This is a genomic window from Pseudomonas fluorescens (genome assembly GCF_001623525.1).
Classification (GTDB): Bacteria; Pseudomonadota; Gammaproteobacteria; order Pseudomonadales; family Pseudomonadaceae; genus Aquipseudomonas; species Aquipseudomonas fluorescens_Q.
The window spans coordinates 4,792,927-4,813,755 of record NZ_CP015225.1; the positions used below are offsets into that span (position 1 = coordinate 4,792,927).

The following is a 20,829-nucleotide window of genomic DNA, read 5'->3' on the forward strand; positions in this document are numbered from 1 at the left end:
GAAGTTAGGCGTCTGAAAACCTTTTCCTATCAAGTGAATTTTATGCTCGCCAGATATATTTATTTCGTACCCGGTCCCTGGTAGGGCTCTGCCAGCCGTAGTTAGTTGCTCAAGCTAAGCGGTCTATCGCTTTTATCGAAGTCATAAAAGTCATGGTAGGCTTTGACTGTTCCCAGAAACTGCCAAGATGTATCTTGGTGGCGAGTGAAATCACCCTCAACATGGAGCGTGATTCGCCCAAGGTAAGCACCGCTGATAAGACTGTCCCTGCCGGTGTCGTATGCCACCTTTGGGTCCACTAAATGATACGTACCCGGTGATTTAGTGCTCTCGATAGTCTGCTTCAACAATGAGAGTTTGTGCTCTCTTATTTGTAAACCAATAGTATTTATATCGACCTCAAGCTTCTCTCCCTTCCCCCATAAATAGTGCGCAAGTGCTTTAACCGGGCTGAATGTGCCTCCAGATAATTTTGGCGTTTCCAATTTGAATGTTGTACTGCGGGCGTATTTTGAGTGGGCGATGGCGATAATAGCTTCCCTCGACGTAAAGCCACTTCTCTCAAGCGCATCAGCCAAACTAAAGCAAATAGCTTTATTTTTGAAAAATACGTCATTTATACGCCAGTAGGGAGCTACCCAACCGCGCTCCCGCTCGACAATTTGCCATATGTTTTTTATTGCGCCATAAGCGTTTCTATGATTTATAGCTTTGTCGAGAATTTTAAGATTGAAAGTGAAGTCATCCAGCCCGGTTTGAGTTCGTATAAGATCAGCTATGTAAAAATCATCATCTTCTGTGAGTACGTCCGGCTGAGGCGGTGGGAATATATAAGTACCATCAATGATGATACCGTCCGAGGACCAATATCCTCCTATAGAGCCACGCCACGTGCCATTCACCAGCGTCGGGGGTAAATCAATTCCGTTCTGCTTCATAAATTCAAGTCCTTTTGATCGTAACGCTAAATGTGCTGTGGCCAGAACTGCTTGTCTGGATTTCTAATTAAGCACGCAGATGTAGGAGGCTCAATACCTCAATGACAGCTTGGGAGATGGACTACAGGGCTTTCGGAATAGGGGGACAAATTATGTGTCGAGAGCGACGTTGCGCTAAATCCCCTCGCCACAGGGGGTTGTGTGTTGGCCGGCATTGGGGACATGGTGGGCTTTTTTATGAGTGCTTTGCACTCAAGCGGGAGCAAGCTCCCTCGCCACGGGGTTAATCATGTCCCCCGCTCCAGACAGGTTGTCGTCAGAAGAAGCTCAACTTCACATGCAACAGCTTCTCGACGGCGCGAATGTGCTTTTCACCCGGTTAGCGCGATCAGCCTTTGGAACTGGCCTGTGCCGCTTCAATGATCAGCTCCGCCACTTTCCCCGGATTGGACGTCATCACCACATGGGAGGCGCCTTGGACGGTGACGGTCTTTTTCGAGCCCGCGCGTTCGGCCATGAACTTCAGGGCGGCCTCGGGGATGTTTTTGTCCGCCGAACCGTAGATGAACCAGGATGGCAGTTTTTTCCAGGCCGGGTCGCCCGATGCTTCCTTCAATGCAGCCTCGCTGATGGGACGTTGGGTGGCGGCCATCAGTGCGGACTCGGCAGCGGGAACGTCGGCGGCAAACTGTTGGCCGAATTTGTCCTGCTGGATGTAGAGGTCCTTATTGCCGTCGTCCAACTGCACCGGCGCGGCCAGGGTCGGCCCAAGGGTGCCGCCAGGGTAGCGACCGGAGAGTTCGATGGCGGTTTCGCCTTTGTCCGGGGCGAACGCCGCGACGTAGACCAGCGCCTTGACCCGGGGGTTGTCGTGCACCGCGTTGGTGATCACGGCTCCGCCGTAGGAATGCCCCACCAGGATCACCGGGCCGGCGGTGTGCTCGACGATGTCGGCGACGTAGTCGGCGTCCTGCTTCACGCCGCGCAGCGGGTTAGCCGCTGCCACCACCGGGTAACCCTGGTTCAGCAACCGGGTGGCCACGCCATTCCAACTGGACGATTCGGCGAAGGCGCCATGCACCAGCACGACGGTGGGCTTGTCGGCGTCGGGTTGCGCGGCGGCGCTATGGAGTGATGTCAGGGCCAGTGCAGCGGTGAGGGTGGCGGCCAAGAGTGATTTGATAGTGCGCATGATCATTCCTTTTCTTTAATGGGTATGCCGTGCTCATGTGCCGTCCTGAGCGACACATGAGCGGGTGCGATGGGCTTACTTGCTCAGGAAGTGGTTGAGACGATCCTTGTGGGTGTCGGTCAGGCCGTGCGGCGAGCCTGGATAGACGATCAGGAGGCGACCGCTGCCCGGCGCATCGACGCTTGCCTGGCTTGGCTGCGTTTGTTGGCCATGGCCAGCTTGCCCACCAGTCGGATCGCCACGGCGGCGCAGGTGAGGCCGAAAGGCAGCACGTACCAGTCACTCATCGGGATGCGTTTGAAGTTGGAGAAGGCGAATACAGCGGCGATGACCCACATGCCGGTGACATGCAATGCCTTCCAGGCCTTGGGGCCCAGCAGTCGGGCGGTCCCTTTGAATGAGGTCAGGGCCATCAGCAGGATGAAGGCGTAGGCGGTCCCGCCCGGGATGTTGTTGGCCACGGTGCGGGCCGGCCAGAACTCGGTGTTGAGCTGCCCATAGGCGTAGATCAGCACGGCATGCACCAGGTGGGAAAAGGCAAAGGCGAGGCCGATGAAGCGCCTCTCGCGGACCAGTGCCTTGGCGAGCGGTGACGGCACCAGTACGGCGAAGGCCGACGCGGTGAACGCGATCAGAAACAGGGCGAAGGAGGATCGGGCGGTGGCGCGAATGGCGCTGCGCAGGCCCTCGACAAGCTCGGGTTGTGCCGCGACAGCTGCGACGCTCATCGCCAACACCAGGACGGCGATCAGGCCGAACAGCTGCCAGCCCTGGGGGCGGTAGGATGGGGTATGCATGGCAAGATCTCCTGTAGTCAGCGCTCGCCATTCGGGGATCCGATGGCGATTCGATGGGGAGAATTCTTGCAAGGGGATGTATACCGGCTATGTTCGAGAACCGGCGTTTATGCGTTGTTTTGAGTCTGCGAAGGCGCTGGATACAGTGGCTTACAAATGCAGGCCATGGATCGGAACGGTAGCGGCTGCAGTTGATGTGCAGCCAGCGCGAAAAATGGGGACAGCTTTATTTTCAGTCAGTAAATTCCTCCCCTTTTTCCATCGTTGTGCCTTGGCCTACAACTAAACCCGAATCCGCCGGCTTGTCCGCCTTGCCTTCGAATTATATCGTCCGCTTACCAACGCCGAGCCGGTATCGATGGCACTCGGATACTGCAAGTCTGCGGCCCTTACATCTGTAGCAAAAGGAAGATCTACATCGCCATGGACATTCAGGAAATCAAGCAACGTCTGGCCCGCCCCGCCGTGAAACTTGTTGCCGGCGGTTTTCGTCCTGCCGGGACCGATGAAGAGAGCTGGCTGGGCAGCATCTTCCTGTTCCGGCCTGATGAAGAGGTGCCCACCAACCAGGCGGGGCAACCGTTGCTCCCCTATGCGCAGTTTTACCTGCCTGCCCTACCCGTCCATAGCCCGCTGCTGGCGGGGGTTCGTGTATTGACGGTGTTCATTTCAGACCCGCTTCCCGAGCATTTTGAGCCTATGGGGAATAATTGGGTCATCCGCGAATATGGACCGGATGATGTGTTGGTGCGCAAGTCTTTGCCGGTGGCAGATACATTCCTCAAACCCTTCCCACTGAGAGCGCAAGCGGTGCCGGAGGACTTTCCACTGTGGGATGGCGGGGGTGTCCCGGAGGACCTCGAGCAAGCAATCCTCACGCTGGAGCGCGCGGGCAAGATACAGAGCTATTACGACTTGGTTACCCACACCTACGAACACAAGTTCGGCGGTTACCCTTCGTTTTGCCAGTCGGGTGTTGATCCGGGTGAAGGCTTTGAGTTTGTGTTCCAGATCTCATCGGACGCGAAGATCAATCTGAATGTGGTCGACAGTGGGAGCCTGATGTTCTGGAAGCACAACGAAACTGGGGAGTGGGTGCTTTATTACGATTTTTACTGAAGAAAGGAGATTTATTTTCAGAGCAAAAACGCCTCCTTTTTTCTAAGCAAACGTTAGGCGCATTTGGAGATTCGGGATGTTTGGATTTTTCAAGAAGAACGTACCTCCGCGGAATCCACCAAAGAGGTTCCCTCCAGTTCCAGACTGGAAGCCCGCGATCACGCAGCCAGCCGAGCAGATTATTGAGCGGTTACAGCTCTATACCAATAATCAACACGATCTCGCCGTGTTTTCAAATTGCACGTGCGTTTTACTCCCAGATGGCCTCTCAGATACAGACGCAGAAGTCTTCGCAAAGGAGATCCTGTCAAAGATCTTCAACTCCCACCCGGACATGAACCCAACACCCATGAAAGATGGGAACGTGTTGGTTCAGTACAACCACCCTGCGCTCAATCTGGTTCTGGACAGCGTTGCCGTTCAGTACTGGTTTGAAATCGAGAGCAATCACCAGCTAGCTTTAGCCACCGATGAAGTTCTGATAACTCCGCTTGGCTCAAACATTTTCGATGACTTTGGCAAGAAGGCACTATTTAGCCGTTGCTTCATGTTCATGGACGCAGTAGCGCCCCGCGTGATTCGGGTGGTGCGGAGAAGCATCTAGGAATACGGGGGCAGACTTCTGATATTCAGTCTGCCCCCCTTCTATTTTCAGCCAACCTACTCAAACCGCCGCCGCTTCATGAACAACCCCATTCCCAGCGCCACGGCAAAGATCGACAGCAGCCCCAGATCAAACCCCAGCAAATGGACCTGGCCTGCAGCAACGCAACCGACCGCGCCCGCCGCCACCAACACCACTCCCAGTCACTTGCGCAGCAGGTACGGCTTGAGAAACCGGTCGAGCAGAAAGGACAACACCAAGGCAATGACCAGTTGGATAATTTCGGATATGTGCGTCTCCAATCACGTCTTGATGATCAATGTCGAGAGGGTTGCTGTTTGGGACTGCTGCGCAGCCCAGCAGGGATGAACTCCGTCGCCATAATTGCAGGCCTCATTCTTGGCGGCGCATATATTCCGCGAAAAGTGGCACTGTGAAATTCAGATATCCATGATCTGTGCTGTAGATCATTCCCTTGGCGATGATGTTGGCGCGAGTCGGTCCAAGCGATGATTGAGGACGCCCCATCGTCTTCGCAATATCAGCGATGGCATAAGGCCCGTCGCCGAGCTCGGACATCGCCTTTACAAACTGAACCTCTGAAGGGGTAAGCCGGTCGATGCGGACCCTGAAGAAGCCCGCATCGAGAGAAGCCAATGTCTCGGCGTAAGAACTAGCTGCATTGGCTATCTTTAGCTATCTATTGCTAGATATCAGTATGTTTCTTGCTTTTTCATGAGCGTTTCGCACTGGAGTACCAGCCCGATCAAGCGGGAGCAAACTCACTCGCCACGGGGGCCTGGGGCGGTATCAGGCGTGGCGATCCAGCTTTTTGAGAAACACCGTCATTTCCTTCTCCGCCTGTTTGTCGCCGTGGGCGCGGGCGGCTTCGAGGCCTTGTTCCCAGGCTTGGCGGGCGGCCGGTAGGTCGCCTTGGCCTTGGTGGGCCTTGCCCAGTAGTTTCCAGGCGGCGGAGTATTTGGGGTCGAGTTCGACGCAGCGTTGGAAGTGTTCGGCGGCGCGGGTGAATTCGCCGAGGTCGAGGTAGCCTTTGCCTAGGCCGAAACGCAGCAGAGAGTTATCCACACCCTTGGCGAGCATTTTTTCCAGGGAATCGAGCATTTGAAACTCCTGCGTTCTGTTCCTGTGGCGAGGGAGCTTGCTCCCGCTGGCCTGCAGAGCAGGCCCATCTTTGGCGGCTGCTTCGCACCCGAGCGGGAGCAAGCTCCCTCGCCACAGGGCCGTGTGTTCAGAAGAAGCTCAACCCCACATGGAACAGCTTTTCGACGTCGCGAATGTGTTTCTTGTCCACCAGGAACAGGATGACATGATCGCCGGTCTGGATCGTGGTGTCGTCGTGGGCGATCAGGACTTCTTCGTCGCGGATGATCGCGCCGATGGTGGTGCCAGGTGGCAGGCCGATGTCGCGGATGGCCTTGCCGATCACTTTGCTGGACTTGGCATCGCCATGGGCAATCGCCTCGATGGCTTCGGCCGCGCCGCGGCGCAGGGAGTGGACGCTGACGATGTCGCCGCGGCGCACGTGGGCCAGCAAGGTGCCAATGGTTGCCAGTTGCGGGCTGATGGCGATGTCGATGTCGCCGCCCTGGATCAGGTCGACGTAGGCCGGGTTGTTGATGATGGTCATCACTTTCCTGGCCCCCAGGCGCTTGGCCAATAGCGACGACATGATGTTGGCTTCGTCGTCGTTGGTCAGGGCCAGGAAGATGTCGGCGTCGGCGATGTTTTCTTCCAGCAGCAGGTCGCGGTCCGAGGCACTGCCCTGCAACACCACGGTGCTGTCGAGGGTGTCGGAGAGGTAGCGGCAGCGCGCCGGGTTCATCTCGATGATCTTGACCTGGTAGCGGCTTTCGATGGCTTCGGCCAGGCGCTCGCCGATCTGTCCGCCGCCAGCGATGACGATGCGCTTGTAGTTCTCATCGAGACGGCGCATTTCGCTCATCACGGCGCGAATATTCGCTTTGGCGGCGATGAAAAACACTTCGTCGTCGGCTTCGATCACCGTATCGCCCTGGGGCAGGATCGGCCGGTCCCGGCGGAAAATCGCCGCGACCCGCGTATCCACATTCGGCATGTGCTCGCGCAACTGGCGCAGTTGCTGGCCCACCAGCGGCCCGCCGTAGTAGGCCTTGACCGCCACCAGTTGGGCCTTGCCTTCGGCAAAGTCGATCACCTGCAGGGCGCCGGGGTGCTCGATCAAACGCTTGATATAGTTGGTCACCACCTGCTCGGGGCTGATCAGCACATCCACCGGGATCGCTTCGTTGTCGAACAAATCGGCGCGGGTCAGGTAGGCCGCTTCGCGCACCCGGGCGATCTTGGTCGGGGTGTGGAACAGGGTGTGGGCAACCTGGCAGGCGACCATGTTGGTTTCGTCGCTGTTGGTCACGGCCACGAGCATGTCGGCATCGTCGGCGCCGGCCTGGCGCAGCACCGTCGGCAACGACCCGCGGCCTTGCACGGTGCGGATGTCGAGTCGGTCGCCCAAGTCGCGCAGGCGTTCACCGTTGGTGTCGACCACGGTGATGTCGTTGGCCTCGCTGGCCAGATGTTCCGCCAGCGAACCGCCGACTTGTCCTGCGCCGAGGATGATGATTTTCATCCAGTCACTCCTATCGAATCGGTCTTAACCGCGCGCGGCGGCGATCTTGATCAGCTTGGCGTAGTAGAACCCGTCGTGCCCACCTTCCTGGGCCAGCAACTGGCGGCCATGGGGCTGCTTGAGGCCGGCCTGGCTGGCGATGTCCAGTTCCCGGGCGCCCGGGGTGCGGGCGAGGAAGGCCTCGATCACTTCGGTGTTCTCGGTGGGCAAGGTCGAACAGGTGGCGTAGAGCAACATACCGCCGACTTCCAGGGTTAGCCACAGGGCATCGAGCAGTTCGCCCTGCAACACGGCCAGCGCCGCAATGTCGTCCGGCTGGCGGGTGAGCTTGATGTCCGGGTGGCGACGAATAACTCCGGTGGCCGAGCACGGCGCGTCCAGCAGGATGCGTTGGAACGGCTTGCCGTCCCACCAGGTCGCGGTGTCGCGGCCGTCGGCGGCGATCAGCTCGGCCTCCAGCCCCAGGCGTTCGAGGTTTTCCTTCACGCGCACCAGGCGCTTGGCTTCCAGGTCCACCGCCACCACGCCGGCCAGCTTCGGCTCGACCTCGAGGATGTGACAGGTCTTGCCGCCCGGTGCGCAGCAGGCGTCCAGCACTCGTTGGCCGGGCGCCAGTTCCAGCAGGTCGGCGGCCAGTTGTGCGGCTTCGTCCTGGACGCTGATCCAACCTTCGGCGAAGCCTGGCAGGGCACGCACATCGCCCGGGGTTTCCAGCACGATGCCGTCGCGGCTGTACTGGCACGGGATGGCCGGGATGCCCGCCTCGCCCAGCAACGCCAGGTAGGCATCGCGGGTATGGTGGCGACGATTGACCCGCAGGATCATCGGCGGATGGGCATTGTTGGCGGCGCAGATGGCTTCCCACTGCTCAGGCCAGAAAGCCTTCAGGGATTTCTGCAACCAGCGCGGGTGGGCGGTGCGCACCACCGGGTCGTGTTCCAACTCGGCCAGCAGGGCTTCGCTTTCCCGCTGGGCGCGGCGCAGCACGGCATTGAGCAGGGCTTTGGCCCAGGGCTTTTTCAGCTTGTCGGCGCAGCCCACGGTTTCGCCGATGGCGGCGTGGGCGGGGACGCGGGTGTAGAGCAATTGATAAAGCCCCACCAGCAACAGCGCCTCGACATCGGCATCGGCGGCCTTGAACGGCTTCTGCAACAGCTTGGCCGCCAGGGCCGACAACCGCGGCTGCCAACGGGCGGTGCCGAACGCCAGGTCTTGGGTGAAACCGCGATCACGGTCTTCGACCTTGTCCAGTTGGGTCGGCAGGGAACTGTTGAGGGAGGCTTTGCCGCTGAGGACGGCGGCAAGGGCCTTGGCGGCGGCCAGACGCGGGTTCATGAGGCGTCCGTCGCTTGGCCGAGCACAGTGCCGACGGAAAATTTCTCACGGCGACTGTTGAACAGGTCGCTGAAGTTCAGCGCCTTGCCACCGGGCAATTGCAGACGCGTCAGGCACAGCGCTTGTTCACCGCAGGCGACGACGAGGCCGTCCTTGCTGGCACCGAGGATTTCACCGGGTGTGCCCTGCCCTTCGGCGTAACTGGCCGCCAGCACTTTCAGGGCTTCGCCGTTCAAGGTGCTGTGGCCGATCGGCCAAGGGTTGAAAGCCCGCACCAGGCGCTCCAGCTCAACGGCTGGGCGGCTCCAGTCGATGCGAGCTTCGTCCTTGTTCAGTTTGTGCGCGTAGGTGGCGAGACTGTCGTTCTGCACTTCACCTTCCAACGTACCGGCAGCCAGGCCGGCGATGGCCTCGACCACCGCCGGCGGGCCAATGAGCGCGAGGCGGTCGTGCAGGCTGCCGCCGGTGTCTTCGGCGCTGATGGGGGTACTGACCTTGAGCAGCATCGGCCCGGTGTCCAGGCCGGCTTCCATGCGCATCACGGTTACGCCGCTCTCGGCATCGCCCGCTTCCACGGCGCGCTGGATCGGCGCGGCACCGCGCCAGCGGGGCAGCAGCGAGGCGTGGCTGTTGATGCAACCCAGGCGCGGGATATCCAGCACCACTTGGGGCAGGATCAGGCCGTAGGCGACCACCACCATCAAATCCGGCTGCAGCGCGGCCAGTTCGGCCTGGGCTTGCCCGTCACGCAGGGTCGGCGGCTGCAACACCGGGATGCCGTTTTCCAACGCAAGTTGCTTGACCGGGCTGGGCATCAGTTTTTGCCCGCGACCGGCCGGCCGGTCCGGCTGGGTGTAGACCGCGACGATTTCGTAGGGGCTGGCCAGCAGGGCCTTGAGGTGTTCGGCGGCAAATTCGGGAGTGCCGGCAAAGACGATGCGCAGTGGCTCAGTCATGGGTAGCTCTCAATTACAAAGCAGTCGCAAAAAGAAAAAGGCTTGCCGCGGCAAGCCTTTGAAGGGGGCATCAAGCATTCTGGCGATGAAGTTTTTCCAGTTTTTTCTTGATCCGGTCACGCTTGAGGGTAGACAGGTAATCGACGAACAACTTGCCGTTGAGGTGGTCACACTCGTGCTGGATGCACACGGCCAACAAGCCTTCGGCGATCAGTTCGTAAGGCTGGCCGTCACGGTCCAGGGCCTTGATCTTGACCTTCTGTGGGCGGTCGACGTTTTCGTAGAAGCCCGGCACCGAGAGGCAGCCTTCCTGGTACTGGTCCATCTCGTCGGTCAGGGTTTCGAACTCGGGGTTGATGAACACCCGCGGCTCGCTGCGGTCTTCGGAGAGGTCCATCACGACGATACGCTTGTGCACGTTGACCTGGGTCGCGGCGAGGCCGATGCCTGGCGCTTCATACATTGTTTCAAACATGTCATCGACCAACTGACGCACTTCGTCGTCCACTACGGCCACGGGTTTGGCGATAGTGCGCAGGCGCGGGTCCGGAAATTCGAGAATGTTCAAAATGGCCATAAGCTTGATAAATGCACGTGTGAGGTAAAGTCGGGTGGCTGGCCTGGCGTGTCTTGGGATGCAGGCTACCGTTGTAAAACGTTGCTTCGGAGACACAACCTCTCAAGAAGCGAGCCACGGGGGCTCTGGCGTTTTACGCGAACGCACATAATAAAGGGATTCACCGCATGAGGAAATCACTACTCGCCCTGCTGCTCCTGGCCTCGGCCGGTATCGCGCACGGGCAAGTGCAACTTCGGGAAGGTTTTCCCCAGCAATACACGGTGGTGACGGGGGACACACTGTGGGACATTTCCGGCAAGTACCTGCGCGAGCCGTGGAAATGGCCGGAGCTCTGGCAGGCCAACCCGCAGATCGAAAACCCCAACCTGATTTATCCGGGCGACACCCTGTCGCTGGTCTACGTCAACGGCCAGCCGCGCCTGACCCTCAATCGCGGCACCTCGCGCGGCACCATCAAGCTGTCGCCGCGCATTCGCAGTTCGCCAGTGGCCGACGCCATCCCGAGCATTCCACTGCAAGCCATCAACAGTTTCCTGCTGAGCAACCGCATCGTCGACACGCCTGAGGATTTCAACAAGGCCCCCTATATCGTCGCCGGCAATGCCGAACGGGTGCTCAGTGGCATGGGGGATAGGGTCTTCGCCCGTGGCTCGTTCGATGCGAACCAGACGGCATACGGCATCTTTCGCCAGGGCAAGGTCTACACCGATCCCGAAACCAAGGAGTTCCTGGGGATCAACGCCGACGACATCGGTGGCGGCGAGGTGGTGGCCAGCGAAGGCGATGTCACCACCCTGGCCCTGCAACGCACCACCCAGGAAGTGCGCCTGGGTGATCGTTTGTTCAGCGGCGAAGAGCGCTCGATCAATTCGACCTTCATGCCCAGCGCGCCGCAATCGGACATCCACGGGTTGATCCTGGACGTGCCGCGAGGCGTGACCCAGATCGGCGCGCTGGACGTGGTCACCCTGAACAAGGGCCGGCGCGATGGGCTGATCGAAGGCAATGTGCTGGCGGTGATGAAGACGGGTGAAACCGTACGCGACCGCATCACGGGCGAGCGGGTGAAGATCCCCGATGAGCGGGCCGGCCTGCTAATGGTTTTCCGCACCTACGACAAACTCAGCTATGGCCTGGTGCTGTACGCATCGCGCTCGTTGGCGGTGCTCGACAAGGTCCGTAATCCGTAACGGGTCTCACAAGTTACCAACAGAGTTATCCACAGCTTGTTCCGGTTTGTACGGGACTTATAACGGTCAAGGATGATCGCATGTCATTACCTGAATCTACGCCGGTTTCCCCTGCGGAACTGGAGGCCCGGCTACGCCTTCACCGCTTGCCGGAGCTGGGCCCCAAACGTTTCATGACGCTGATGGAGGCCTTCGGCTCGGCCTCCAAGGCCGTCAGTGCACCGGCCAGCGCCTGGCGCGCGCTGGGCTTGCCGCTGGCCTGTGTCGAGGCGCGGCGCAACCCGGATGTGCGGGACGGCGCCGCCCATGCATTGGCCTGGCTGGAGCGTGCGGGCCAGCATTTACTGATGTGGGACCAACCCGACTACCCGGCGCTGTTGGCGCAGATCAGCGACGCGCCGCCGCTGCTGTTCGTCGCTGGCGATGCTTCGATCCTGGAAAAACCGCAGCTGGCGATGGTCGGCAGTCGGCGGGCATCACGCCCCGGCATGGACACTGCGGCGGCGTTTTCCCGCAGCCTGGCGGGGGCCGGTTTTGTCATCACCAGCGGCCTGGCCCTGGGCATCGATGCGGCGGCCCATCAGGCGGCGTTGGATGTTGGCGGGCGCACCGTCGGCGTGTTGGGCACCGGTCTGGAAAATTTTTATCCACAGCGCAATCGTCGGCTGGCGGACGCGATGATTGCCCAGGGCAGCGCGGTGTTGTCGGAGTTCCCGTTGGACGCACCGCCCCACGCCAGCAACTTTCCGCGCCGCAACCGGATCATCAGCGGCTTGTCCCTGGGCGTGCTGGTGGTGGAGGCCAGTGTCGCCAGCGGTTCACTGATCACCGCCCGACTGGCGGCGGAACAGGGCCGCGAGGTGTACGCCATTCCTGGATCGATCCATCACCCCGGGGCCCGGGGCTGCCATCAACTGATCCGCGACGGTGCGGCGCTGGTGGAAACCGTCGAGCACATCCTCGAAGCGCTGCGCGGTTGGCAGCGGTTGCCGCCGGCCTCGGAGCCCGTGCCCGTGACCCATCCGCTGCTGCGCCTGCTGCATGCCGCGCCGCTGAGCAGTGAGGCGCTGGCCGAGGCCAGTGGCTGGGGCTTGCCCAAAGTGCTGGCGGCGTTGACCGAACTGGAGATGGACGGACGCGCCATCTGTGACAACGGACGCTGGTTTGCGCGCTAGGTTTTATGGGGAAGATCGGTAAACTGCCCACAGCCTTATTTGCGTTGCGGGAGAATCTTTCATGGTCAACAGTTGGCGTGTGCAACAAGCCGCGCGAGAAATTCGCGCCGGGGCGGTGATTGCCTATCCAACCGAAGCGGTCTGGGGCCTGGGTTGTGACCCATGGAACGAAGAGGCGGTGGAACGCCTGCTGGCGATCAAGTCGCGGCTGCCCGATAAAGGCCTGATCCTGGTGGCTGACAACATCCACCAGTTCGACTTCCTGTTCGAAGACTTCCCCGAAACCTGGATGGACCGCATGGCCAGCACCTGGCCGGGGCCCAATACCTGGCTGGTGCCGCACCAGAACCTGCTGCCGGAATGGATCACCGGGGTACACGACACCGTCGCCCTGCGGGTCAGCGACCATCCCACCGTGCGCGACTTGTGCTCGTTGGTCGGCCCGCTGGTGTCCACCTCGGCCAACCCCCAGGGTCGCCCGGCGGCGCGTACGCGGATTCGGGTCGAGCAGTACTTTCGTGGGCAGATCGACCTGGTGCTTGGCGGCAACCTCGGTGGACGCAAGAACCCCAGCGTGATTCGCGACCTGGCGACCGGCAAGGTCGTGCGTCCGGACTAGGTCCTTGTGGCGAGGGAGCTTGCTCCCGCTCGGGCGCGAAGCGGCCGCAAAATTGGGCCCGCTGCGCGGTCCCGCGCGAGCAAGCTCCCTCGCCACAAAAGCTGTTGGATCGTTCCCACGCTCCTGCGTGGGAATGCCGCCAGGGACGCTCCGCGTTCCGCTTCTGGGGGTGACGCGGAGCGTCACGGGATGCATTCCCACGCGGAGCGAGGGAACGATCAAATCTCAGGGCAGGAGAATGGTCGACCCGGTCGTGCGCCGCGCCGACAACTCGGCCTGGGCCTTGGCCGCTTCCGCCAGTGGATAACGCTGGTTGATGTCCACCTTGATCTTGCCGCTGCTGATCATCCCGAACAGTTCATCAGCCATGCGCTGCAAGTTTTCGGCGTTGTTGGCGTAAGTCGCCAGGGTCGGGCGGGTGACGTACAGCGAGCCCTTGGCCGCGAGAATTCCCAGGTTCACCCCTTCCACCGCACCCGAGGCATTGCCGAAGCTCACCACCAGGCCACGGGGGGCGACGCTATCCAGCGACGTCAACCAAGTGTCCTTGCCAACCCCGTCGTACACCACGGGCACCTTCTTGCCGCCGGTCAGTTCCAGCACTCGCTGTGCGACGTTTTCCTTGCTGTAGTCGATGGTTTCCCAAGCGCCGTGGGATTTGGCGATGGCGGCCTTTTCCGGCGAGCTGACGGTGCCGATCAGCTTCACGCCCAAGGCCTTGGCCCACTGGCAGGCCAGGGAACCCACGCCACCGGCGGCAGCGTGGAACAGGATGGTTTCGCCACCCTTGAGTTCATAGGTCTGGCGCAGCAGATACTGCACGGTCAGGCCCTTGAGCATCACGCCGGCCGCCTGTTCGAAACTGATGGATTCGGGCAGATGAACCAGGTTGGCCTCGGGTAACACATGCACATCGCTGTAGGCCCCCAGTGGGCCGCTGCCGTACGCCACCCGGTCGCCGACCTTGAACCGCGTGACGTCCGAGCCGACCGCCTCGACCACGCCCGCGCCTTCGGCACCCAGGCCCGATGGCAACGCCGGTGGCGGATAAAGGCCGCTGCGGTAGTAGGTGTCGATGAAATTCAGGCCGATTGCCTTGTTGCTGACGCGCACCTGCTGCGGGCCGGGCTCGGCAGGCGAGTAATCGACGTACTCGAGCACTTCGGGACCGCCATGGGAACTGAACTGGATACGTTTGGCCATCTTCACTTTCTCCTTGTCGCAGTGATGCTATTGACTTAAGGCCACCGACAAACCCGTGGCGAGGGAGCTTGCTCCCGCTCGGCTGCGAAGCAATCGTGATTCGTCGGCGCGGTGTGCCTGATGCGGCGCATTCGGAAAGTTTTGGGGCCGCTTCGCGACCCAGCGGGAGCAAGCTCCCTCGCCACAAGACTTTTTACCAAGCCTGCTATCGGACTCCTAAGCTTGACCGTCGTCAACTGTGGCGTGGGCAAGTGCGGTGGTATCCTGTGCGCCCATTTGCCACCGGCCCGCCATACGCCGCGTAGCGTAGTCCTGATCAAGGTGATGTCATGTCCACTCGCACCGAGGCCGTGAAAGCCTACCTGCTCGACCTGCAAGACCGTATCTGCACCGCCCTGGAAACCGAAGACGGCGGCACTCGCTTCGTCGAAGATGCCTGGACCCGGCCGGCCGGTGGTGGCGGTCGCACGAGGGTGATCGAGAACGGCACGGTGATCGAAAAGGGCGGCGTCAACTTTTCCCACGTCTTCGGCAGCGGCCTGCCACCCTCCGCCAGCGCCCATCGGCCAGAACTGGCCGGGCGCGGCTTCGAAGCCTTGGGCGTGTCGCTGGTCATTCACCCGCACAACCCGCACGTGCCGACCTCCCACGCCAACGTGCGCTTCTTTATCGCCGAAAAGGAAGGCGAAGAGCCGGTCTGGTGGTTTGGCGGCGGCTTCGACCTGACGCCTTACTACGGCGTCGAGGAAGACTGCGTCCATTGGCACCGTGTCGCCGAACAGGCCTGCGCGCCGTTCGGCCCCGAGGTGTACCCGCGCTACAAAGCCTGGTGTGACAGCTATTTCCACCTCAAGCATCGCAACGAGCCCCGGGGCATTGGCGGCCTGTTTTTCGACGACCTGAACACGTGGGATTTCGACACCTGCTTCGCCTTCATCCGCGCCATCGGTGACGCCTACATAGATGCCTACCTGCCGATCGTACGCCGCCGCAAGCACGATGCGTTCACCGCCAAACAGCGGGAATTCCAGGAGTTTCGCCGTGGGCGCTACGTGGAATTCAACCTGGTCTACGACCGCGGCACCCTGTTCGGGCTGCAATCGGGCGGGCGTACCGAATCGATCCTGATGTCCCTGCCACCGCAAGTGCGCTGGGGCTACGACTGGAAAGCCGAGCCGGGCAGCGAAGAAGCGCGGCTGACGGAGTACTTCCTGCAGGATCGCGATTGGCTGGCGACGGCCTGAACGAGGATTGTCCATGGACCGCTACGTTGTAATGGGTAACCCGATCGGCCACAGCAAGTCGCCGTTGATCCATCGCCTGTTTGCCGAGCAGACCGGGCAAACCCTGGACTACAGCACGCTGCTGGCGCCCTTGGAGGATTTCGCCGGTTGCGCCCGAGAATTTTTCCACGAGGGACGTGGGGCAAACGTCACGGTGCCGTTCAAGGAAGACGCCTTCCGCCTGGCCGACACCCTGACCGAGCGGGCCCAACGGGCCGGGGCGGTCAATACGTTGAGCAAACTGGCCGACGGTCGCCTGTTGGGCGACAACACCGACGGCGCCGGGCTGGTCCGGGACCTGACCGTCAATGCCGGCTTCAGTCTCAAGGGCAAGCGCATCCTGTTGCTCGGGGCCGGCGGCGCGGTGCGCGGTGCCCTGGAACCGCTGCTGGCCGAAGCACCGGCCTCGGTGATCATCGCCAATCGCACGGTGGAAAAGGCCGAATTGCTGGCCGAGTTGTTCGCCGACCTGGGCCCGGTTTCAGCCAGCGGGTTCGACTGGCTGCAAGAACCGGTGGACCTGATCATTAACGCCACCTCCGCGAGCCTGTCGGGGGATGTACCGCCGATTGCCGCCAGCCTGATCGACCCCGGCAAGACGGTTTGCTACGACATGATGTATGGCAAGGAACCGACCTCTTTCTGCCGCTGGGCCAGTGAGCATGGGGCGGCGGTGTCGATGGATGGCCTGGGCATGTTGGCCGAGCAGGCGGGCGAAGCCTTCTTCTTGTGGCGTGGAGTTCGTCCGGACACCGCGCCAGTGCTGGCGGAGTTGCGCCGCCAGTTGGCGCTCTGACCCCCTGTGGCGAGGGAGCTTGCTCCCGCTGGGCTGCGAAGCAGCCCTAAAATACTCGACATGACAGGTTTGCGGGCGCTTCGCACCCGAGCGGGAGCAAGCTCCCTCGCCACGGTTAATCTTCGAAGAGGATCGGGCAGTGCTCCGCCCCTTCCAGCTTCAACAACTCCTCCACCACCTGCGGCCGGGCCATGCGCAAGGTCAGGCTACGCCCCTGGCTGCGCAGGCGCCGGGCTTCCTGATGAAGCATTTCCACCCCGGAATAATCGATGAAGTTGATCTGCTGGGCATCGATGACTACCCGCTGCGCTTGCAACCGTTGCAGGCGCGCTTGCAGGTAATGGCTGGCGCCGAAAAAGATCGAGCCGCCGACCCGCAGGATCTCCGCCTCCCCTTCGCGAAAATGCTGCACCCGCGGCTGTGAAGTGCGCTTGAGGTAAAAGAACAACGAAGCCAGCACACCGGCATAGATGGCGGTTTGCAGCTCCAGCAAGAGTGTGGCCAGGCAGGTCAAGCCCATTACCACGAATTCGGCGCGGCTCACGCGGTACAACGCCCGGATGCCGCGATGGTCCACCAGCCCCCAGGCGATCAGCAGAATGCTGCCGGCCATGGCCGGAATCGGGATGTGCGCGATCAGGTTCGCCCCGGCGACCGCAAACAACGCCACCCACAAGGCCGAGAACACACCGGCCAGGGGCGAACAGGCCCCGGCTTCATAGCTGAGGCCGGAGCGGGTGAAGGAACCGGCCGACAACGACCCAGAGAAAAATCCTCCAACAATGTTGGAAAGCCCCTGCGCCCTCACCTCCTGATTCGCGTCGAGCAATTGCCCGGAACGCACCGACAACGAACGGGCGATGGACAGGCTGGTGACCAGCCCGAGCATGCCCACCGCGACGGCACCGGGCAGCAGGCGCAGGATCAACTCCAGGTCCAGCGGCAGCGGCGTGAACGGCGGCAGGCGCCCGGCGAAAGCGCTGACCAGCGCCACATGCCCGAACATCGCCGGCCACAACCAGACCACCAGGCTGCTGATGACCAAAGTTATCAACAGGCTCGGCCAACGCGGCAGCAAGCGCTTGAGCACCACGCCCAGGACCAGGGTCCCCAAGCCCAGCAGCAGCGATGGCTTATCCACAGCCCCGATGTGGCTGACCAGCATCAGCAGCCCCCTCAACGCCGTGGCTTCGTTCGGCAGGTCGAGGCCCAGCAGGTTCGGCAACTGCCCCAGGGCAATGACCACCGCCGCGCCCAGGGTGAAACCCAACACCACCGAGTGCGAGACGAAATTCACCAGTGCACCGAAACGCAGCAGCCCCAGCAACCATTGGAAAATACCCGCCAACACCGTCAGCAGCAGGATCAAGGTGATGTAGTCCTGGCTGGCGGGGACGGCCAGCGGACTGACGGTGGCGTACAAGACGATGGAAATCGCCGCCGTGGGCCCGCAGATCAAGTGCCAGGACGAACCCCACAGGCAAGCGATCAGCACCGGGACAATCGCCGCATACAAGCCGTATTCCGGCGGCAAACCGGCAATCAGGGCGTAGGCAATGGACTGCGGCAACGCGAGAATCGCACCGCTCAGGCCGACAACAAGATCACGGCCGACACTGGCGCGGGTCTGCCGGGGCAGCCAGCTCAGGAACGGAAAGAGTGAATGGCGAGTGGGGATTGCCATGGGGCCTCAAAGACTGGGTTTGGCGCAAGAGTATCAGGCGAGTGATCACCCGTGGCGAGGGAGCTTGCTCCCGCTGGGCTGCGAAGCAGCCCCAAAATCTGAGACGGCACGACACCGTATCGGTTTTGGGAGGGCTTCGCCCTCCAGCGGGAGCAAGCTCCCTCGCCACAAGAACAACTCACCGGCACATGGGCTTTACAGCTTGGCCTTCACCACCGCCAGCGCATCCTTGCCATCCAGGGTCTTCACACCGTCCAGCCATTTGTCCAGGACCGCCGGGTTGGCCTTGATCCAGGCCTTGGCCGCGTCGGCGTTGCTGACCTTGTTGTTCACCACCTCGGCCATGATGCTGTTTTCCATTTCCTGGGTGAAGCTCAGGTTGGTCAGCAGCTTGCCCACATTCGGGCAGGCCTGTGCATAACCTTTGCGGGTCAGGGTATAGACGCTGCCCGTGTCGCCGAAGTATTTCTCGCCGCCTTTGAGGTAGTGCATTTTCAATTGCACGTTCATCGGGTGCGGGGTCCAGCCGAGGAAGGTCACGAACTTCTGTTTCTTCACCGCCCGGGAGACTTCCGCCAGCATCGCCTGCTCACTGGATTCCACCAGTTTCCACTCGCCCATGCCGAAATCATTGGTCTTGATGATTTCTTTCAGGGAGAGGTTGGCCGGGGCGCCGGAGCCGATGCCGTAGATCTTCTTGTCGAACTTGTCGGCGAATTTGTTCAGGTCGGCAAAGTTATGCACACCGGCGTCCCAGACGTAGTCCGGGACCGCCAGGGTGAACTCGGTGCCGTCCAGGTTCTTGGCCAACTGCGTGACGTCGCCATTGGCCACGAACTTGTCATAAAAGCCCTGCTGCGCCGGCATCCAATTACCCAAGAACACATCCACCTGGCCATCCTTGAGGCCACCGAAGGTGATCGGCACCGCGAGGGTGTCGACCTTGGCCTTGTAGCCCATCCCGTCCAGCAGGAAACCGGTGATGGCATTGGTGGCGGCGATATCGCTCCAGCCCGGGTCGGCCATCTTCACCGTTTCGCAGCTTTGCTCGGCCCAGGCCGAAACACTGCCCAATGCCAACAGTCCAGCGGTCAGTACTGTGGATAACTTTTGCATGGCTTGCCCCTTACGTTATTGGTTTTGGCAGGGTTGTGGATAACGGGCCTTGCGCTCCAGATCGTCGAGGTCGATGTGGTTACGCATGTACTGCTGGCTGGCGTCCACCAGCGGCTGGTGATCCCAGCTCTTGAGTTTGCCCAGGGTCAGCGCCTGGGCGACAAAACGGCGGCGGCGCTGGCTGGCGAGCACCTGTTGATGAATGGTCGAAATGTCCCACTTGGCGCGCGCTTCGGCGAGAAAATCGGCGAACAGAGCCTGATGCTCAGGGGATTGGCTGAGGTTCTCCAGTTCTTTGGGGTCGTTGCGCACGTCAAACAGCAGGCACGGGTCATCTTCGCTGTAGATGAATTTCCACGGGCCGCGACGGATCATCATCAGGGGGCTGATGGTGCCTTCGGCCATGTATTCACCGAAGACTTCATCATGCCCGCCCTGCCCTTGCAGATGGGGCACCAGCGAACGGCCATCCAGCGGCAAGCCCGGTTCCAGCGTGCCGCCGGCCAGCTCCACCAGGGTCGGCAGCAAGTCGGCGGTGGACACGGCCGCGCCCACCCGGCCACTGGCGAACTGCCCCGGAGCGCTGATCAGCAACGGCACGCGGGCGGCCATTTCGAACCAGTGCATTTTGTACCAGAGGCCCTTTTCGCCGAGCATGTCCCCGTGATCGCCAGAGAACACGACGATCGTGTCGTCCAGTAGACCGGTGTCTTCCAAGGTCTGCAGCAGCTTGCCGACATTGCTGTCAATGTAGCTGCATGCGCCGAAATAGGCGCGGCGGGCATCCCGGATCTTATCCACAGGCAGCGGCTTGTCCCACAGGTCATAGACCTTCAGCAGCCGCTGGGAATGGGGGTCGAGCGTCGTTTGCGCCGGGGTCTGCGGCAAAGGGATGTCGTTGTCGTCATACAAATCCCAGAACGCCTTGGGAATCGTGTACGGGTCGTGTGGGTGGGTCATCGATACGGTGAGGCAAAACGGCTGGTCACCGTCTTCGCGGATGTGGTCGAACAGGTACTGCTGGGCCTTGAACACCACTTCTTCATCGAAATCCAGCTGGTTGGTACGCACGCACGGCCCGGCCTGCAACACCGACGACATGTTGTGATACCAACTCGGCCGCACGTCCGGCTCGTCCCAGTTCACCGCCCAGCCGTAATCGGCCGGGTAAATGTCGCTGGTCAGGCGTTCTTCGTAGCCGTGCAGTTGGTCCGGCCCGCAGAAGTGCATCTTGCCGGACAGCGCCGTGCGGTAGCCGAGGCGACGCAGGTAATGGGCATAGGTCGGCACGTCCGCCGGGAAGTCCGCCGCGTTGTCGTATGCACCGATCTTGCTCGGCAACTGGCCGCTCACCAGGGTGAAACGCGACGGTGCGCACAGCGGGCTGTTGCAGTAGGCGGCATCGAACACCACGCCCTCGGCGGCCAGGCGCGAGAGGTTCGGCAGCTTGATCGGCGAAGGACCGTAGATCGGCAACATTGGCGCGGCCATCTGATCGGCCATGATGAAAAGAATGTTCTTGCGCTTCATGTATTCGCGGCATTCCATAGTAGGCAGTTATGCGACATTGCTGCGATTGAGCATGTAGCCCCCGGGTTTTGGGGTAAAGCCCATGCAGG

At 61.2% G+C, this 20,829-nt stretch carries 20 protein-coding genes; 7 read left to right on the top strand and 13 right to left on the bottom strand.

All coding sequences use genetic code 11. The annotated features are described in order from the left end of the window. Window positions 1-101: 101 nt before the first annotated feature. From TK06_RS20600 to TK06_RS20610, 3 genes are all read right to left on the bottom strand, one after another. Window positions 102-938 (bottom strand): lipid II-degrading bacteriocin, encoded by an 837-nt coding sequence (locus TK06_RS20600; RefSeq protein WP_238992560.1) that lies wholly within the window; start codon window positions 936-938, stop codon window positions 102-104. 388 nt (window positions 939-1,326) lie between these two features. After that, window positions 1,327-2,130: an alpha/beta fold hydrolase gene (locus tag TK06_RS20605; RefSeq protein ID WP_063325193.1), complete on the bottom strand. Its 804-nt coding sequence runs from the start codon at window positions 2,128-2,130 to the stop codon at window positions 1,327-1,329. Between the two features lie 149 nt (window positions 2,131-2,279). Next, window positions 2,280-2,927 (bottom strand): ferric reductase-like transmembrane domain-containing protein, encoded by a 648-nt coding sequence (locus TK06_RS20610; RefSeq protein ID WP_063323581.1) that lies wholly within the window; start codon window positions 2,925-2,927, stop codon window positions 2,280-2,282. 423 nt (window positions 2,928-3,350) lie between these two features. Between TK06_RS20610 and TK06_RS20615 the strand changes: the two genes are divergently transcribed. Together TK06_RS20615 and TK06_RS20620 are read left to right on the top strand one after the other, a co-directional pair. Then, window positions 3,351-4,046: a DUF1963 domain-containing protein gene (locus TK06_RS20615; protein WP_063323582.1), complete on the top strand. Its 696-nt coding sequence runs from the start codon at window positions 3,351-3,353 to the stop codon at window positions 4,044-4,046. A gap of 76 nt (window positions 4,047-4,122) precedes the next feature. Next, window positions 4,123-4,650: a hypothetical protein gene (locus TK06_RS20620; RefSeq protein WP_063323583.1), complete on the top strand. Its 528-nt coding sequence runs from the start codon at window positions 4,123-4,125 to the stop codon at window positions 4,648-4,650. A gap of 393 nt (window positions 4,651-5,043) precedes the next feature. On the opposite strand, the gene TK06_RS20630 is transcribed toward TK06_RS20620, so the two are convergent. The 6 genes from TK06_RS20630 to def form a co-directional block, all read right to left on the bottom strand. Continuing rightward, window positions 5,044-5,307: a hypothetical protein gene (locus TK06_RS20630; protein WP_063323584.1), complete on the bottom strand. Its 264-nt coding sequence runs from the start codon at window positions 5,305-5,307 to the stop codon at window positions 5,044-5,046. Window positions 5,308-5,460: 153 nt separating this feature from the next. Next, the gene (locus TK06_RS20635) at window positions 5,461-5,772 is read right to left on the bottom strand and encodes a tetratricopeptide repeat protein (RefSeq protein ID WP_063323585.1); all 312 of its coding nucleotides are present in this window, start codon (window positions 5,770-5,772) and stop codon (window positions 5,461-5,463) included. A gap of 127 nt (window positions 5,773-5,899) precedes the next feature. Continuing rightward, window positions 5,900-7,273: a Trk system potassium transporter TrkA gene (gene trkA / locus TK06_RS20640; RefSeq protein WP_063323586.1), complete on the bottom strand. Its 1,374-nt coding sequence runs from the start codon at window positions 7,271-7,273 to the stop codon at window positions 5,900-5,902. A 24-nt stretch (window positions 7,274-7,297) separates the two neighbouring features. After that, window positions 7,298-8,608: a 16S rRNA (cytosine(967)-C(5))-methyltransferase RsmB gene (gene rsmB / locus TK06_RS20645; protein ID WP_063323587.1), complete on the bottom strand. Its 1,311-nt coding sequence runs from the start codon at window positions 8,606-8,608 to the stop codon at window positions 7,298-7,300. Continuing rightward, complete coding sequence (gene fmt, locus TK06_RS20650; RefSeq protein WP_063323588.1) at window positions 8,605-9,564, bottom strand: methionyl-tRNA formyltransferase; 960 nt, start codon at window positions 9,562-9,564, stop codon at window positions 8,605-8,607. The genes rsmB and fmt overlap by 4 nt, the downstream gene beginning before the upstream one ends. Before the next feature lie 70 nt (window positions 9,565-9,634). Further along, on the bottom strand, window positions 9,635-10,141 hold the full coding sequence (gene def, locus TK06_RS20655; RefSeq protein WP_003196300.1) for a peptide deformylase: 507 nt from the start codon (window positions 10,139-10,141) through the stop codon (window positions 9,635-9,637). A gap of 167 nt (window positions 10,142-10,308) precedes the next feature. On the opposite strand from def, the gene TK06_RS20660 reads away from it, so the two are divergent. The 3 genes from TK06_RS20660 (at window position 10,309) to TK06_RS20670 (ending at window position 13,128) form a co-directional block, all read left to right on the top strand. Further along, window positions 10,309-11,334, top strand: coding sequence for a LysM peptidoglycan-binding domain-containing protein (locus TK06_RS20660; RefSeq protein ID WP_063323589.1), 1,026 nt, complete (start codon window positions 10,309-10,311; stop codon window positions 11,332-11,334). 80 nt (window positions 11,335-11,414) lie between these two features. Then, complete coding sequence (gene dprA, locus TK06_RS20665) at window positions 11,415-12,509, top strand: DNA-processing protein DprA (RefSeq protein ID WP_063323590.1); 1,095 nt, start codon at window positions 11,415-11,417, stop codon at window positions 12,507-12,509. 61 nt (window positions 12,510-12,570) lie between these two features. Further along, window positions 12,571-13,128, top strand: a complete 558-nt coding sequence (locus tag TK06_RS20670) for an L-threonylcarbamoyladenylate synthase (protein WP_014335849.1) — start codon at window positions 12,571-12,573, stop codon at window positions 13,126-13,128. Between the two features lie 225 nt (window positions 13,129-13,353). Here TK06_RS20670 and TK06_RS20675 read toward each other — a convergent pair whose 3' ends face one another. Beyond that, the gene (locus TK06_RS20675; RefSeq protein WP_063323591.1) at window positions 13,354-14,331 is read right to left on the bottom strand and encodes an NADPH:quinone reductase; all 978 of its coding nucleotides are present in this window, start codon (window positions 14,329-14,331) and stop codon (window positions 13,354-13,356) included. Window positions 14,332-14,660: 329 nt separating this feature from the next. Between TK06_RS20675 and hemF the strand changes: the two genes are divergently transcribed. Both hemF and aroE read left to right on the top strand, forming a co-directional pair. Further along, complete coding sequence (gene hemF, locus TK06_RS20680; RefSeq protein WP_063323592.1) at window positions 14,661-15,575, top strand: oxygen-dependent coproporphyrinogen oxidase; 915 nt, start codon at window positions 14,661-14,663, stop codon at window positions 15,573-15,575. A 13-nt stretch (window positions 15,576-15,588) separates the two neighbouring features. Continuing rightward, window positions 15,589-16,410 carry a shikimate dehydrogenase gene (aroE, locus tag TK06_RS20685; RefSeq protein ID WP_063323593.1) on the top strand — a complete coding sequence of 274 codons (822 nt, stop codon included), beginning with the start codon at window positions 15,589-15,591 and terminating at the stop codon, window positions 16,408-16,410. A 115-nt stretch (window positions 16,411-16,525) separates the two neighbouring features. On the opposite strand, the gene TK06_RS20690 is transcribed toward aroE, so the two are convergent. The 3 genes from TK06_RS20690 to betC all read right to left on the bottom strand — a co-directional run bounded on the left by TK06_RS20690 (window position 16,526) and on the right by betC (window position 20,740). Then, window positions 16,526-18,094, bottom strand: coding sequence for a SulP family inorganic anion transporter (locus TK06_RS20690; RefSeq protein WP_063323594.1), 1,569 nt, complete (start codon window positions 18,092-18,094; stop codon window positions 16,526-16,528). 195 nt (window positions 18,095-18,289) lie between these two features. Then, a complete protein-coding gene (gene choX, locus TK06_RS20695; protein WP_063323595.1) occupies window positions 18,290-19,210 on the bottom strand; it encodes a choline ABC transporter substrate-binding protein in 921 nt (306 codons plus the stop codon). A 15-nt stretch (window positions 19,211-19,225) separates the two neighbouring features. After that, complete coding sequence (gene betC, locus TK06_RS20700) at window positions 19,226-20,740, bottom strand: choline-sulfatase (protein WP_063323596.1); 1,515 nt, start codon at window positions 20,738-20,740, stop codon at window positions 19,226-19,228. Between the last annotated feature and the right edge of the window lie 89 nt (window positions 20,741-20,829).

What these genes read in the sequence shown, in the direction of transcription:
- TK06_RS20690 (WP_063323594.1), bottom strand. Translation starts at nt 18,094, where the DNA reads ATGGCAATCCCCACTCGCCATTCACTCTTTCCGTTCCTGAGCTGGCTG.
- TK06_RS20600 (WP_238992560.1), bottom strand. Translation starts at nt 938, where the DNA reads ATGAAGCAGAACGGAATTGATTTACCCCCGACGCTGGTGAATGGCACG.
- TK06_RS20670 (WP_014335849.1), top strand. Translation starts at nt 12,571, where the DNA reads ATGGTCAACAGTTGGCGTGTGCAACAAGCCGCGCGAGAAATTCGCGCC.
- TK06_RS20610 (WP_063323581.1), bottom strand. Translation starts at nt 2,927, where the DNA reads ATGCATACCCCATCCTACCGCCCCCAGGGCTGGCAGCTGTTCGGCCTG.
- choX (WP_063323595.1), bottom strand. Translation starts at nt 19,210, where the DNA reads ATGCAAAAGTTATCCACAGTACTGACCGCTGGACTGTTGGCATTGGGC.
- TK06_RS20615 (WP_063323582.1), top strand. Translation starts at nt 3,351, where the DNA reads ATGGACATTCAGGAAATCAAGCAACGTCTGGCCCGCCCCGCCGTGAAA.
- TK06_RS20660 (WP_063323589.1), top strand. Translation starts at nt 10,309, where the DNA reads ATGAGGAAATCACTACTCGCCCTGCTGCTCCTGGCCTCGGCCGGTATC.
- dprA (WP_063323590.1), top strand. Translation starts at nt 11,415, where the DNA reads ATGTCATTACCTGAATCTACGCCGGTTTCCCCTGCGGAACTGGAGGCC.
- hemF (WP_063323592.1), top strand. Translation starts at nt 14,661, where the DNA reads ATGTCCACTCGCACCGAGGCCGTGAAAGCCTACCTGCTCGACCTGCAA.
- def (WP_003196300.1), bottom strand. Translation starts at nt 10,141, where the DNA reads ATGGCCATTTTGAACATTCTCGAATTTCCGGACCCGCGCCTGCGCACT.
- fmt (WP_063323588.1), bottom strand. Translation starts at nt 9,564, where the DNA reads ATGACTGAGCCACTGCGCATCGTCTTTGCCGGCACTCCCGAATTTGCC.
- TK06_RS20620 (WP_063323583.1), top strand. Translation starts at nt 4,123, where the DNA reads ATGTTTGGATTTTTCAAGAAGAACGTACCTCCGCGGAATCCACCAAAG.
- TK06_RS20675 (WP_063323591.1), bottom strand. Translation starts at nt 14,331, where the DNA reads ATGGCCAAACGTATCCAGTTCAGTTCCCATGGCGGTCCCGAAGTGCTC.
- rsmB (WP_063323587.1), bottom strand. Translation starts at nt 8,608, where the DNA reads ATGAACCCGCGTCTGGCCGCCGCCAAGGCCCTTGCCGCCGTCCTCAGC.
- TK06_RS20605 (WP_063325193.1), bottom strand. Translation starts at nt 2,130, where the DNA reads ATGCGCACTATCAAATCACTCTTGGCCGCCACCCTCACCGCTGCACTG.
- betC (WP_063323596.1), bottom strand. Translation starts at nt 20,740, where the DNA reads ATGAAGCGCAAGAACATTCTTTTCATCATGGCCGATCAGATGGCCGCG.
- TK06_RS20635 (WP_063323585.1), bottom strand. Translation starts at nt 5,772, where the DNA reads ATGCTCGATTCCCTGGAAAAAATGCTCGCCAAGGGTGTGGATAACTCT.
- aroE (WP_063323593.1), top strand. Translation starts at nt 15,589, where the DNA reads ATGGACCGCTACGTTGTAATGGGTAACCCGATCGGCCACAGCAAGTCG.
- trkA (WP_063323586.1), bottom strand. Translation starts at nt 7,273, where the DNA reads ATGAAAATCATCATCCTCGGCGCAGGACAAGTCGGCGGTTCGCTGGCG.